Annotated in this window: 10 protein-coding genes; 5 read left to right on the top strand and 5 right to left on the bottom strand. The window is 64.8% G+C overall.

Translation table 11 applies throughout. The annotated features are described in order from the left end of the window. Positions 1–147: 147 nt before the first annotated feature. Together CIT40_RS31770 and CIT40_RS31765 are read left to right on the top strand one after the other, a co-directional pair. Positions 148–690, top strand: a complete 543-nt coding sequence (locus CIT40_RS31770) for a hypothetical protein (RefSeq protein WP_094892528.1) — start codon at positions 148–150, stop codon at positions 688–690. 107 nt (positions 691–797) lie between these two features. Continuing rightward, the gene (locus CIT40_RS31765; RefSeq protein WP_094892527.1) at positions 798–2,126 is read left to right on the top strand and encodes a lipase family protein; all 1,329 of its coding nucleotides are present in this window, start codon (positions 798–800) and stop codon (positions 2,124–2,126) included. Positions 2,127–2,144: 18 nt separating this feature from the next. On the opposite strand, the gene CIT40_RS31760 is transcribed toward CIT40_RS31765, so the two are convergent. Continuing rightward, the gene (locus tag CIT40_RS31760; RefSeq protein ID WP_094892526.1) at positions 2,145–3,581 is read right to left on the bottom strand and encodes a glutamine synthetase family protein; all 1,437 of its coding nucleotides are present in this window, start codon (positions 3,579–3,581) and stop codon (positions 2,145–2,147) included. Between the two features lie 130 nt (positions 3,582–3,711). Continuing rightward, complete coding sequence (locus CIT40_RS31755) at positions 3,712–5,070, bottom strand: aromatic ring-hydroxylating dioxygenase subunit alpha (RefSeq protein ID WP_094892525.1); 1,359 nt, start codon at positions 5,068–5,070, stop codon at positions 3,712–3,714. A 111-nt stretch (positions 5,071–5,181) separates the two neighbouring features. Between CIT40_RS31755 and CIT40_RS31750 the strand changes: the two genes are divergently transcribed. After that, on the top strand, positions 5,182–5,967 hold the full coding sequence (locus tag CIT40_RS31750) for an IclR family transcriptional regulator domain-containing protein (protein WP_094892524.1): 786 nt from the start codon (positions 5,182–5,184) through the stop codon (positions 5,965–5,967). Positions 5,968–6,127: 160 nt separating this feature from the next. Then, complete coding sequence (gene ybaL / locus CIT40_RS31745; RefSeq protein ID WP_094892523.1) at positions 6,128–7,864, top strand: YbaL family putative K(+) efflux transporter; 1,737 nt, start codon at positions 6,128–6,130, stop codon at positions 7,862–7,864. Positions 7,865–7,976: 112 nt separating this feature from the next. Here the strand turns inward: ybaL and CIT40_RS31740 are convergent, their stop codons facing one another. Genes CIT40_RS31740 through CIT40_RS31730 form a run of 3 tightly spaced genes read right to left on the bottom strand, consistent with a single transcriptional unit; the run spans position 7,977 to position 10,009 of the window. Then, entirely contained in the window at positions 7,977–8,657 is a 681-nt protein-coding gene (locus CIT40_RS31740; RefSeq protein ID WP_094892522.1) for a transglutaminase-like domain-containing protein, read from the bottom strand. Positions 8,658–8,701: 44 nt separating this feature from the next. After that, positions 8,702–9,097 carry a group II truncated hemoglobin gene (locus CIT40_RS31735; RefSeq protein WP_094892521.1) on the bottom strand — a complete coding sequence of 132 codons (396 nt, stop codon included), beginning with the start codon at positions 9,095–9,097 and terminating at the stop codon, positions 8,702–8,704. A gap of 3 nt (positions 9,098–9,100) precedes the next feature. After that, positions 9,101–10,009 (bottom strand): helix-turn-helix transcriptional regulator, encoded by a 909-nt coding sequence (locus CIT40_RS31730; RefSeq protein WP_094892520.1) that lies wholly within the window; start codon positions 10,007–10,009, stop codon positions 9,101–9,103. A gap of 134 nt (positions 10,010–10,143) precedes the next feature. On the opposite strand from CIT40_RS31730, the gene CIT40_RS31725 reads away from it, so the two are divergent. Then, complete coding sequence (locus CIT40_RS31725) at positions 10,144–11,685, top strand: benzoate-CoA ligase family protein (RefSeq protein WP_094892519.1); 1,542 nt, start codon at positions 10,144–10,146, stop codon at positions 11,683–11,685. The last annotated feature ends 170 nt before the right edge of the window (positions 11,686–11,855 follow it).

Genomic DNA, 11,855 nt, shown 5'->3' with positions numbered 1-11,855 from the left:
GGATGATGTCCATTGCGATCGTTCTCTATCAGAGGTAGTAGAGGCTTGGGGTCTTCGCGGAAGATCATTTTGGATAATGACCCCGCATCAAGCATGACATCGAAACCTGACGGGAATTTTTATCGTCTGCGCTGGAGAGCCGGCTTATTGCTGCTGGTCGTCGTGCCGTTCCTTCCGGAATTGGTGATATTGCTCACCTCTCTCTTTGCAGGACTTTTGGGATGCAGACCCGGCAGCGATGCTGGCTGCTCCATCGGTCCTTCTGCTGCAGAGATCATCAGGCATGCGCTGGATGCCGGCTATTTGGTGGGCTCCCGCTTTGGCGACGGCCTCGCCGTGTTGTGGCTCGCGTCTTGCTACTGGCTGATTACGCTTGGCTGGCCTCGGTTATGGTCCCGATTGCTGCTGGCGTTTGCAATCGGTCTCGTCTGCGCATTCGTCCCCTATTTCGGCCCCATGCTTTCGATCAGCCATCTCGTCAATCCAAAGTGCGAACCCAACGAAGGCGGCGTGGGTGATTGCATCGTCTTTGGCGGCGATGTCGGCGGCGCCGCGCATCAGGTGGTCGGCCTGGGCTGGAGGATCCTCGAGGGGGCTCCGCTCGCGATCGGGATGTTCGCTGTCTACGCAATCGTTGCGGTGGTCGCCGATGTGCGTGGAAGGAGGCGGGCTTTGGGATCATTGGGCTGATTGTTGATCGACCTCCTGCCGGCTGCTCGTCTCCGATATTGCCAACCAGGAGAGACTATGGTCTCATGCACCCATAGATTGTCTTATATATTTTTGGAGACGTTGCCATGCGGTTTCGTTTCACAGCATTTCGAATCGTTCTTGCCAGCGCGGGTGCGGCACTCTGGCTTACTTCGGTTCAGCCCGTCGCGGCTCAATCCAACGCGGATCCCGACATCTTGGCGGCCTATGTCTACAGACATGCCGAGTATTATTTGCCTTACGCCATCCAGTCGGCGACGGCTTACAAGCCGGTCGGCGTGCTGAACACGATGCGGGATGCTGGCCTCGGCGATGAAGTCGAGTACGCCGTGCAGAATGCGATTCCGACCTCGCAGGAAGACCTCAAAGGGTATGCGCGGAAGGTCTTCAAGCCGTGGCGCTACCAGTTCGGCAGCGACTCTTACCTCACCTGCCTCGACCCCGCCGACGAAGCTTGCAAGGCAGCTTACGCCAGGCGCGGCTGGGATTTCGGCAGCGGCCCGACATACCAGGTGTGGGCTCGGACGCGTGCGTCCGCACGCCCGTCTTGCAGCGAGGTCAGCATCGCGTTCCGCGGCACGGTTGGGCTCTCGGGAGGTGACTGGTATTCCAACCTCAGCCGGTTCGGTTCGCCCTACGACGACTATTATAAGCAGCTCCAGCGCAATGTGGACACGATCATGAAGCAGATCCAGAATCTGGATTGCTACAAGCGGGCTGCCCGGAAGCCGCAGATCGTTTCGACGGGACATTCGCTGGGCGGCGGTCTCGCGCAGTTCGTCGCGCTTGCGACCAAGTCTAGCGGTCCGCGGATCGCCAAGGTGTTCGCGTTCGATCCGTCTCCTGTGACCGGTGCGCACCTCGTCAACAAGGCACTCCTGGCCGAAAACGTTCAAGGTCTTGTCGTCGACCGCGTCTACGAGACCGGCGAAGTGCTGTCATATGCACGCGCAGCCATTCAGGAATATCCGCAGGCGCGCTCCCGCTGCAATCCGCAAGTACGAACGGTCGAGGTCAAGGCTGCACGAGGCTCGATCATCGGACTGCACGGAATCGAACTGCTCGCGACCAATCTGGCGGACCTCACCTACAACGAAGGCAATTCGTTGGGGTACCGCGCCCCGGCGACGCTGGTTGCCGGTTGCGGCGTCATCTATCGTCCCGATGCCGACGAGCAGTTGATCGCGCGCGGAGGCAATCAGCGTGATGCCGGGCTGCGACGTGCCTATGCGCGACGCGCCGGCCGGCTCGTCGCGGCGCATCCGGCTGGCACAGCCCGGCGCGCAGACGTCACACAAGCCGGCTTCCGCCAGCCGAATGGTGACCGCGAGAACCGCATCTCGGTCGGCACGGCGAATTCGTTCGCTCTTGCAGCAGGAGGCGTGCCGAGCATGCCGCTGCCTCGCGCAGAATGACCGGAGCTGATCGCCAGCTCAAAACGCCTCGAAATATTCGCGGTGCTCCCAATCGGTGACCTCGCTCAGGAAACGATCGATCTCGGCGTTCTTGATGTGGGTGTAATAGTCGACGAACTCAGGCCCGAACTTGTCGCGGAAGAACGGATCGTCCTTCAGCGCAGAGACCGCATCGCGCAGTGATTTCGGCAGCAGCGGCGCCTTGGTCTCGTAGGGCGTGTCGGCGGACGGGCCCGGATCGAGCTTGCGGTCGACGCCGTCGAGGCCCGAGAGGATCTGCGAGGCCATGTAGAGATAGGGATTGGCGGCGGGCTCGCCGATGCGGTTCTCCAGGCGCGTTGCGGCATCATTGGCGCCGCCGAGCACGCGGATCATCACGCCGCGATTGTCGCGGCCCCAGATCGCGCGGTCCGGCGCCAGCGAATAGGAACGGTAGCGCTTGTAGCCGTTGATGGTCGGTGTCGTGAACACGGTCGATGCATGCGCGTGATCGAGCAGGCCGGCGAGCCAGGCGCGGCCAAACGCGCTGAGCGGCTCGCCGCCGTCCTTCGCCATGAATTGGTTCTCACCGGTGGCGCGCGAGACGATCGACTGATGCAGGTGCCAGCCGCTGGCGAACACGTTCGGCAGTTTCGGCCGGCACATGAAGGTGGCGTGGTAGCCGTGCCGGCGCGCGATCTGCTTCACGGCAGAACGAAACAGCACCATGTTGTCGGCGGGCTCCAGCCCCTTCTTCGGAGCGAAGGTGAACTCGCACTGGCTCGGGCCAAACTCGACCTCGACCGAGCGCAACGGCAGCCCGAGCGCGACGATGTCGCGCCGTAAAATCTCCAGCACGGGCTCCATCTGATCGAAGCGCTGCTCGGTGAGATATTGATAGCCGTGGCTGAGCAGGCTCACCGAGGGCGGCGTGCCCGGCTGTCCCGCATCCTCGGGCCGCATATGCGCATCGTCGAGCTTGAAGATGTGGAATTCGACCTCCAGCCCCGCGACGAAATCGTGGCCGCGGCTGGCGAGTTCGTCGAGCGCCTTGCGATAGAGCGAGCGCGTCGCAAACGGCACCGGGCGGCCGTCCTGGAAATGGAGATCGCACAGCACCCAGCCCGTGGTCGGTGCCCACGGCAAGACGCGAAACGTGGTGGGATCAGGCACCATCAGCACGTCGGCCGCGCCCTCCATCTCCTTCATGCCGAAGCCGCCGCCGGCGGTGAACACCGGAAACACCGTGCGGTGCGAAGTGTCCTTGGCCAGCATGGTGGTGGTGATGGAGCAGCCGCTCTCCAGCGACGCGATCGCCTCCGAGGCGATGATGGTCTTGCCGCGCAGGATGCCGTGCTGGTCGGGGAAGGCGAGGCGGATGACCTCGAGATTCTTGTCTTCGACGAGACGGCGCATGCGCGACGCGGCATCCCTTTGCTCATCCGACCACAGCGCATGACGCGCGACGAAAGTCACTTCATCACTCCCTCAACTGCCGTAGGGTGGGCAAGGCGAAGCGTGCCCACCTTCTCTATCGTCCGAGCAGCAACGTGGTGGGCACGGCGCCTTGCGCCTTTGCCCACCCTACGGGGTCCGTGCATGGACGTCACTCCGCCGCCGTCAGCCGGTGCACGTTGTCCGCGATCTCCTTCGGGACCGGTGCGGCCCAGGGAGCGCCGCGGCGGCGCTTGACGTCGACCTCCATCCAGTAGAGCTCCCAACCCTGGGTCGGCCCGATGCCGTCCATGGTCGCCGGCCCCTGGATGCCGCGTGCTTTGCTCTCGTCCAGGAACAGCATCGGCTTCTCGCCGCCGCCGACTTTCTCGATCTCCTGCCGCAGCAAGCGGCGATATTGCACGATTGCCTTGTCGCTCGAACCGAGATGCTCCTGGGTGCGGTCCTGGATCGCGCCCATCGATTCCACCGCCCATTGGTCGTGCACGTTGATGTCGTTGCCCATGCCGGTATAGGTCGCGGTCTGCTGCTCGTGCGGATCGAAACCGTAATCGTTGGCTCGGTTCTTGCGCGATTTGTAATCCGGCAGCTCATAGAGCTCGAGCCGCTGGTCGCGCATCTTCTGCTTGTCGACCGGGTTCGAATAGCTGGTGAAGATCGCATACCAGTAGCAGTTCTCGTCGTCGACCGGCACGTGCCACTGCGTGATCGTCATCTCCGTGCTCATGGGAATGACGAAGCCGTGCGGAAAGAGCTGGTTGGTGACGCGCACATGGGTGCGCTCCTCGTCGATCTCGCGCAACGCGATCAGCCGCAGGCCGTATTCGGTGTGCTCGACATTGATGATCGGGCGGTCGTATTCGCGCAGGATCTTCGTCATCGGCAGGTCGCTTCCGGCCGAGGCGCCGCGAAACTGCTTGCCGTAGGCGGTCGAGGTGTCCTCGTCCTCGAAGAAGCGGTGCAGGTAGGAGGCGTGCGCGGGATCGATACCGACTTCGAGGGCCTGCAGCCAGTTGCAGGCCATGTGGCCCTTGAACGCAAAGGTGTGAGTACCAGGGGCGACGAAGCAATCGATCTCCGGGAAGGCCGGCGGCGCACCCTCGCCGAGATAGGCCCAGAGGATGCCGCTCTTCTCCACCACGGGATAGGAGCGCTGCCGGATGTTCTGGCAGAGCTTTGAATCCTCCGGCTCGGCCGGTGTCTCGATGCATTGGCCGGTGGCGTCGAACAGCCAGCCATGGAAGGCGCAGCGCAGACCGCCATGCTCGAGCCTTCCGAAGGCGAGATCGGCGCCGCGATGCGCGCAATGACGATCGATCAGGCCGTAGCGCCCTCGCTCGTCGCGGAACAGCACCAGGTTCTCGCCGAGCAGCTTGACGGGACGGATCGGTCGCTCGCCTTGCAACTCATCCACCAGCGCCGCCGGCTGCCAGTAGCTCCGCATCAGCTTGCCGCACGGATCCTTCGGCCCCGTGCGGGTGATCAGGTCGTTCTGCTCCTGGCTCATCATGGCGGGTGCATCCTCGTGTGGAGTGGCGCTTGTTCGCCTATTGAACGAATGTGCGAATTATGACATGCCTTGGACCGGCAGCAAGCAGTATTTTGCAGGATTGTCCCAGACATGCCCAAGCTGAAGCGGAGCGACAACGACGAGCGCGCGACGGACTTCGTCGAGGCGCTCGATCGCGGCCTGCGCCTGCTGCAATGCTTCGGCACCACCGCAGGTCCGATGACGCTGAGCGATCTCGCCCGTGCGGCGGATCTGCCGCGCGCGACCGCCCGGCGCATGCTGTTCACGCTCCAACGCGGCGGCTACGTCTCCGGCGACGGCAAGCTGTTCTCGCTGACGCCGCATGTGCTGACGCTGGCGGCGTCCTATCTTCGCTCCAACCAACTCGTCGCCGTGCTTCAGCCGGTGCTGGATCGCGTCGCGACCGCCGCGCAGGAGATTTCCTCGCTCGCGGTGCTCGACGGCGACGAGGTCGTCTTCGTCGCCCGCAGCAGCCCGGCGCGGATGTTCTCCGGCGGGCTCGAAATCGGCTACCGGCTGCCGGCGTTCTGCACCTCGGTCGGCCGTGCCATGCTCGGCCAGCTCGACGATGCCGATCTCGCAGCGCGCCTCAAGGCGATGACGCGCGAGGCGCTGACGCCGCAGACGCAAACCGACCCCAAGGCGCTGCTCTCGCGCATCGCCGCCGATCGCGCCCAGGGTTATTCGCTGGTCGATCGCGAGGCCGAGCCGCATTTCCGCTCGATCTCGGTTCCGGTGCGTCGTTACGACAATGTGATCGTGGCCGCCATCAACATGGGCGCCCATGTCGATCGCGTGCCGGCGCAGGAATTGATCGAGCGTTTCCTGCCACTGCTGCGCGACGCCGCGGAATCCGTGCGCTCGCAATTGCTGTAGGCCGCTTCGTAGCCCGGGTGAGCGAAGCGATACCCGGGAACACTGCGAGCGAGGTCCCGGATGTCGCTTCGCTGATCCGGGCTACGCGCCGCCGCAATGAGTTGCGACCCGCGCGCACAGGTCGCGGTGCGCCAACGTGCTCGCTGTGTCACAAGGCGAAATGCCGCATGAAACACCTCTGATCGCCACCATCGTCGTTGGCCTTGGCCTAGCCTTCGTATTCGGAACGATCGTACAGCGGTTCCGCATCCCGCCGCTCGTCGGTTACCTTCTGGCTGGCGTCGCGGTCGGTCCGTTCACGCCAGGCTTCGTCGCCGACCAGGCGCTTGCCACCGAGCTCGCCGAGCTCGGTATCATCCTGTTGATGTTCGGCGTCGGCCTGCATTTCTCGCTGCAGGATTTGCTCTCGGTGCGGAAGATCGCCGTGCCCGGCGCCGTCGTGCAGATCGCGGCGGCGACATTGATGGGAGTAGGCCTTGGATGGCTGATGGGCTGGAGCGTCCCGGCGGGGCTGGTGTTCGGCCTCGCGCTCTCGGTGGCGAGCACCGTCGTACTGCTTCGCGCGCTGCAGGAGCGCCGCCTGATGGAGACCGACCGCGGACGCATCGCCGTCGGCTGGCTGATCGTCGAGGACCTCGCGATGGTGCTCGTGCTGGTGCTGTTTCCCGCGATCGCGAGCCTTCAGGGCGCCGCCGAGGGCAAGCCCGCGTTCGAGCCGCTGGCCGCGCAAGCCGGCTTCGGGCTTGCCGGCATCGTGGTGCTGACCCTCGTCAAGATCGTCGTGTTCATCGGCCTGATGCTCGTCGTGGGGCGCCGGGTGATTCCGTGGATCCTGCACTACATCGCCCATACCGGCTCGCGCGAATTGTTCCGTCTCGCAGTGCTGGCAATCGCGCTGTGCGTCGCGTTCGGCGCGACGAAACTGTTCGACGTCTCGCTGGCGCTCGGCGCGTTCTTCGCCGGCATGATGCTGCGGGAATCGCCGCTCAGCGCGCGCGCCGCGCAGGAATCCTTGCCGTTGCGCGATGCCTTCGCCGTGCTGTTCTTCGTCTCGGTCGGCATGATGTTCGATCCGATGAGCGTGGTCCGCGAGCCCTGGCCGCTGCTTGCGACGCTTGCGATCATCATGCTGGGCAAATCGCTCGCGGCCTATCTGATCGTGGTCGTGTTCCGCCACCCTGTCGTCACGGCGCTGACGATCTCGGCGAGCCTGTCGCAGATCGGCGAGTTCTCCTTCATCCTGGCCGAGCTCGGCGTCGCCTCGCAGATCCTGCCCAAGGAGGGCCGCGACCTGATCATGGCGGGCGCGATCCTCTCCATCATGCTCAACCCGCTGATGTTCGCCGCCGCCACCTGGCTCGCGCCGCGTCTCGACCCGCGGCGTGAAGAGCCTGCGGTGACAGCCGCGGTCACCGACGCGATCCGAACCACGGAATTGACGGATCATACGATCGTGATCGGCTATGGCCGCGTCGGTGCGCTCGTCGGCGATGCGCTGAAGCAGCGGCAGCTGCCGTTCCTCGTCGCCGAGGTCGGAGAGAGCCTGCTGGCGAAGCTGAAGCAGAGCGGCATCGAGACCGTGATGGGCAACGCTGCTCAGCCCAAAGTTTTCGCCGCCACCAATCCGTCACGGGCACGGCATCTCGTGATCGCGATCCCCGAAGCGTTCGAGGCGGGACAGATCGTGCAGCAGGCGCGCGCGGCCAATCCCGACATCCGCATCATCGCGCGGGCGCACGCGGATGCCGAGGTCGATCATCTCAAGGGGCTTGGGGCTGATGTCGTCATCATGGGCGAGCGGGAAATCGCGCGCGGCATGATCGAGGAGCTGGAGAGGAGGGCTCCGCATGCTGCCCAGCAAGATCGCCGTGCGCTCGCGGTCGGTTCGGTCGTTTGACCGCGGGCTCTCACGCCCGACGTCGTAGCCCGGGTGAGCGAAGCGATACCCGGGTAGGTCGTCGAGAAGCCCCCGGATGTCGCTTCGCTCATCCGGGCTACGGCACCTCGCCCTATCGCCCTTCCGCCTCGCGCTCCATGTCGCGGCCCGACAGATCCTCGCCCTGCATGTGGGCGTAATCCCGCGCCATCTCGCGCATCAGGAACTTCGCCGGCACGTCGTGATAGGTGCCGCGGTCGTTGACATATTGCATGTAGGCGCGCCCCTCCCCGTCGAAGGGATGCAGCAGCGCATCGGTGTGGCCGTCGAAATCGAGCGGCGCCACGCCGACCTTGGCGCAGAGCGTGTCGTTGAAGGTCGGCGTCGCCTTGCGCCAGGCGCCGTCGACATGCACCTCGGTGAAGCCGTGCCAGGTGAAGATGTCAGTGCCCATGCTCGCGCGCAGCTTCTCGGTGGTGAGATGGTTCTTGACGTCGGCAAAGCCGACGCGGGCGGGAATGCCATGGACGCGGCAGGCGGCGGCATAGAGCGAAGCCTTGCCGACGCAATAGCCCTGGCCGGCGGCGAGCACACTCGATGCGCGAAACGTCTCGGCGGCGCGCATGCTTACATAGGGGTTATAGCGGATGCCGTCGCGTACCGCCTTGTACAGGACGCTCGCCTTCTCCCGCTCGCTCGCATCCGCGCGCACGGCGTCGTTCGCGAACTGCGCGACGGCGGGATGATCGCTGTCGATGTACTCACCGGGATCGGTGTAGAGACGGCGGATCGTGTCGGGGAGGATGTCGGTCATGCCGGGAGCTTAGCAGGCGATCGCTGAGGAACTCAAATCAAGCATTACTGGCGGTTGCGCATCCAGTCGGCGAGGCCCGACAGCGCCTTGTCGAGGTCCTGCCGCGCGGCGGCATTTGTCACCGTCTCCTCCATCGCGCCGCGCATGCAGGTCATCCACGCGTCGCGCTCGGCATCGCCGATGGCAAAGCCGAAATGGCGCTGGCGCAGCCGCGGATGGCCCTTCTCGGGCGTGTAGAGTTTCGGGCCGCCGGTCCATTCGGTGAGATAGCGTTTCAGCACGTCCCGGATCAGGCCGAGATCGTCCGCATGCATCGCGCGGATCGTCTTCGCCTCGGGCAGCGTGTCCATGCGGTCGTAGAACCGATCGACAAGCAGGTCGATCGTGTCGCTGCCGCCGATCCGTTCGAACATGGAGGTGGTGGCGTCGGTGGAGGTCATTGTCTACAGCGCCACGCTGCGCAGTCCGAAGCTGCGGGCTTCGTTCTGCAGCACCGGCCGCACCGCGTCGATCAGACGTGCGGCTGCCGCATCGACGCTGAGCCCTGCCGTATCCACCACCGCCGTCGCGCGCGAATACAGCGGTTCGCGGCTCAACAAAATGTTGCGCAGCTCGGCCATCGCGGAGCGGTCGTCGGCCATCGGGCGCAGATCACCCTGGCGGCGGACGCGGGCCATGTGCTCTTCGGGCTCGGCCTTCAGCCAGATCGTGTAGAACGAGCTCAGGATCTGGTCGAAGGTCAGCGGCTCGGAGACGATGCCGCCGCCGGTCGCCAGCACCATCAGTTCGTTGCGCGCGAGCAGCTGCTGCAGCGCCGCCTGCTCCATGCGGCGAAAACCTTCCTGGCCGTACAGCGCGATGATCTCGGCGACCGAGAGCCCGTTCTGCTGTTCGACCTCCTTGTTGAGCTCGACGAAGCTCCAGCCGACCTTCTTCGCCAAAATCTTGCCGAGTGTGGATTTGCCGGCGCCGCGCAGCCCGATCAGCGCGATGCCGCAGAACGGCGCACGCCGCGGCGCGGTGGCGCTGCTGCCAGTGAGCAGATCCTTCGCCTGCGCGATCTGCGCCGGCGTCGCCTTGCGCAGGAGATCGCGAAACATCTGCCAGTCCGGCGTCGGATCGGCGTTGGGAAGCAGGTCTTCCAGATGCGCGCCCATCGCGTCGGAGACGCGGCGCAACAGCACGATCGAGACGTTGCCCTTGCCGCTCTCGAGCTGCGCGATGTAGCGCTCCGAAATCCCCGAGACCTTGGCGAGCACCTTGCGCGACATGCCGCGCAGTGCGCGCATGGTACGCACACGCTGGCCGAGTTGTTCGAGGAAATGGGATTCCGCGTCGGGACTGTCGGTCATGATCCTTCTACGGATGTCCTCTTGAAGGAAGTCCTGCGGCGCGCTTTAATGAAACATAGTGCCTGCTGGCATTGACAGCAAGCCGCCGCGGTGTCTTTCTATGAATTATAATTCTAAATTCGGGGGAGAAGTCCGTGAGCGAGGGATCCTACAACGCGGTGACCTGGCTGCTCGACCGTAACGTCAGGGAGGGCCGGGGCAACAAGCTGGCTTTCGACGACACCGTCTCGCATCTCACCTATGGCGAGCTCCAGCGCGAGAGCTGCCGCGCCGCCAACATGCTGCGCCGGCTCGGCGTCCGCCGCGAGGAGCGCGTGGCGATGATCATGCTGGACACGGTCGATTTCCCGGTGGTGTTCCTGGGCGCGATCCGCGCCGGCATCGTGCCGGTGCCGCTCAATACGCTGCTGACCGCGGACCAGTACGCCTACATCCTCGCCGACTGCCGCGCCCGCGTGCTGTTCGTCTCCGAGGCGCTCTACCCCGTCATCAAGGACGTCGTCGGCCGCATGCCCGATCTCGAGCATGTCGTGGTCTCCGGCGCCAAGCAGAACGGCCACAAGCAGCTTGCCGAGGAGCTCGCGGGCGAGAGCGACCAGTTCACCACCGCCGCGACGCATCCTGACGAGCCTGCGTTCTGGCTCTATTCGTCCGGTTCGACCGGCATGCCCAAGGGCGTGCGCCATATCCATTCCAATTTGCAGGCGACCGCCGATACCTACGCCAGGCAGGTGCTCGGCATCCGCGAGAGCGACGTGTGTCTCTCCGCGGCAAAACTGTTCTTCGCCTACGGCCTCGGCAACGCGCTGACGTTTCCGATGTCGGTCGGCGCCAGCGTGATCCTCAACAGCGAACGCCCGACGCCGGCGCGCATGTTCGACCTGATGAACCGCTACAAGCCGTCGATCTTCTACGGCGTGCCGACCCTGTTCGCGGCGATGCTCAACGACGAGGCCATGAAGGCCGAGCGCGGCGGCGGGAATTTGCGCATCTGCACCTCGGCCGGCGAGGCGCTGCCGGAATCCGTCGGCAGCAGCTGGAAGTCGCGCTTCAACGTCGACATCCTCGACGGCGTCGGCTCGACCGAGCTGTTGCACATCTTCCTGTCGAACGCCCCCGGCGACATCAAATACGGCTGCTCCGGCAAGCCCGTGCCGGGCTATGCGGTTCGGCTGGTCAACGAGGCCGGGCAGGACGTCGCCGACGGCGAGGTCGGTGAACTCCTTGTCGATGCGCCCTCGGCCGGCGAAGGCTACTGGAACCAGCGCCACAAGAGCCGCCGCACCTTCGAGGGACCGTGGACACGCACCGGCGACAAATATGTTCGCGACGCGGAAGGCCGCTACACCTTCTGCGGCCGCGCCGACGACATGTTCAAGGTCTCCGGCATCTGGGTCTCGCCGTTCGAAGTCGAGAGCGCGTTGATCACCCATCCTGCCGTGCTGGAAGCCGCCGTGGTGCCCGAGGCCGATCCGGAAGGCCTGTTGAAGCCGAAAGCGTTCGTCGTGCTGCGCCCGGGCGCGACCACGACGGACCTGCAGGAGATGCTCAAGGAGCACGTCAAGCAGAAGATCGGCCCGTGGAAATATCCGCGCTGGATCGATGTGGTGGAGTCCTTGCCGAAGACAGCGACGGGCAAGATCCAGCGGTTCAAGCTGCGGGAAGGGGCGCAGTGAGCGTGACTTTACGACGGCCCCGCTTGCTTACCCTCCCCTGGAGGGGGAGGGTCGGCACGCAATCGAGCGCAGCGAGATGCGTGACGGGGTGGGGTGATCTCTCCACTCGGGCAGTGTTCAGTGTCGATAGACCGCCACCCCACCCCGCTACGCATTGCGCTTCGCTTCAT

The sequence above is a fragment of the Bradyrhizobium amphicarpaeae genome, from assembly GCF_002266435.3.
Taxonomy (GTDB): Bacteria; Pseudomonadota; Alphaproteobacteria; order Rhizobiales; family Xanthobacteraceae; genus Bradyrhizobium; species Bradyrhizobium amphicarpaeae.
Note: the sequence above shows the minus strand (reverse complement) of the source record. Positions and strands in the feature narration are given on the sequence as shown.

What these genes read in the sequence shown, in the direction of transcription:
- CIT40_RS31765 (WP_094892527.1), top strand. Translation starts at nt 798, where the DNA reads ATGCGGTTTCGTTTCACAGCATTTCGAATCGTTCTTGCCAGCGCGGGT.
- CIT40_RS31740 (WP_094892522.1), bottom strand. Translation starts at nt 8,657, where the DNA reads ATGACCGACATCCTCCCCGACACGATCCGCCGTCTCTACACCGATCCC.
- CIT40_RS31735 (WP_094892521.1), bottom strand. Translation starts at nt 9,097, where the DNA reads ATGACCTCCACCGACGCCACCACCTCCATGTTCGAACGGATCGGCGGC.
- CIT40_RS31750 (WP_094892524.1), top strand. Translation starts at nt 5,182, where the DNA reads ATGCCCAAGCTGAAGCGGAGCGACAACGACGAGCGCGCGACGGACTTC.
- CIT40_RS31730 (WP_094892520.1), bottom strand. Translation starts at nt 10,009, where the DNA reads ATGACCGACAGTCCCGACGCGGAATCCCATTTCCTCGAACAACTCGGC.
- ybaL (WP_094892523.1), top strand. Translation starts at nt 6,128, where the DNA reads ATGCCGCATGAAACACCTCTGATCGCCACCATCGTCGTTGGCCTTGGC.
- CIT40_RS31755 (WP_094892525.1), bottom strand. Translation starts at nt 5,070, where the DNA reads ATGATGAGCCAGGAGCAGAACGACCTGATCACCCGCACGGGGCCGAAG.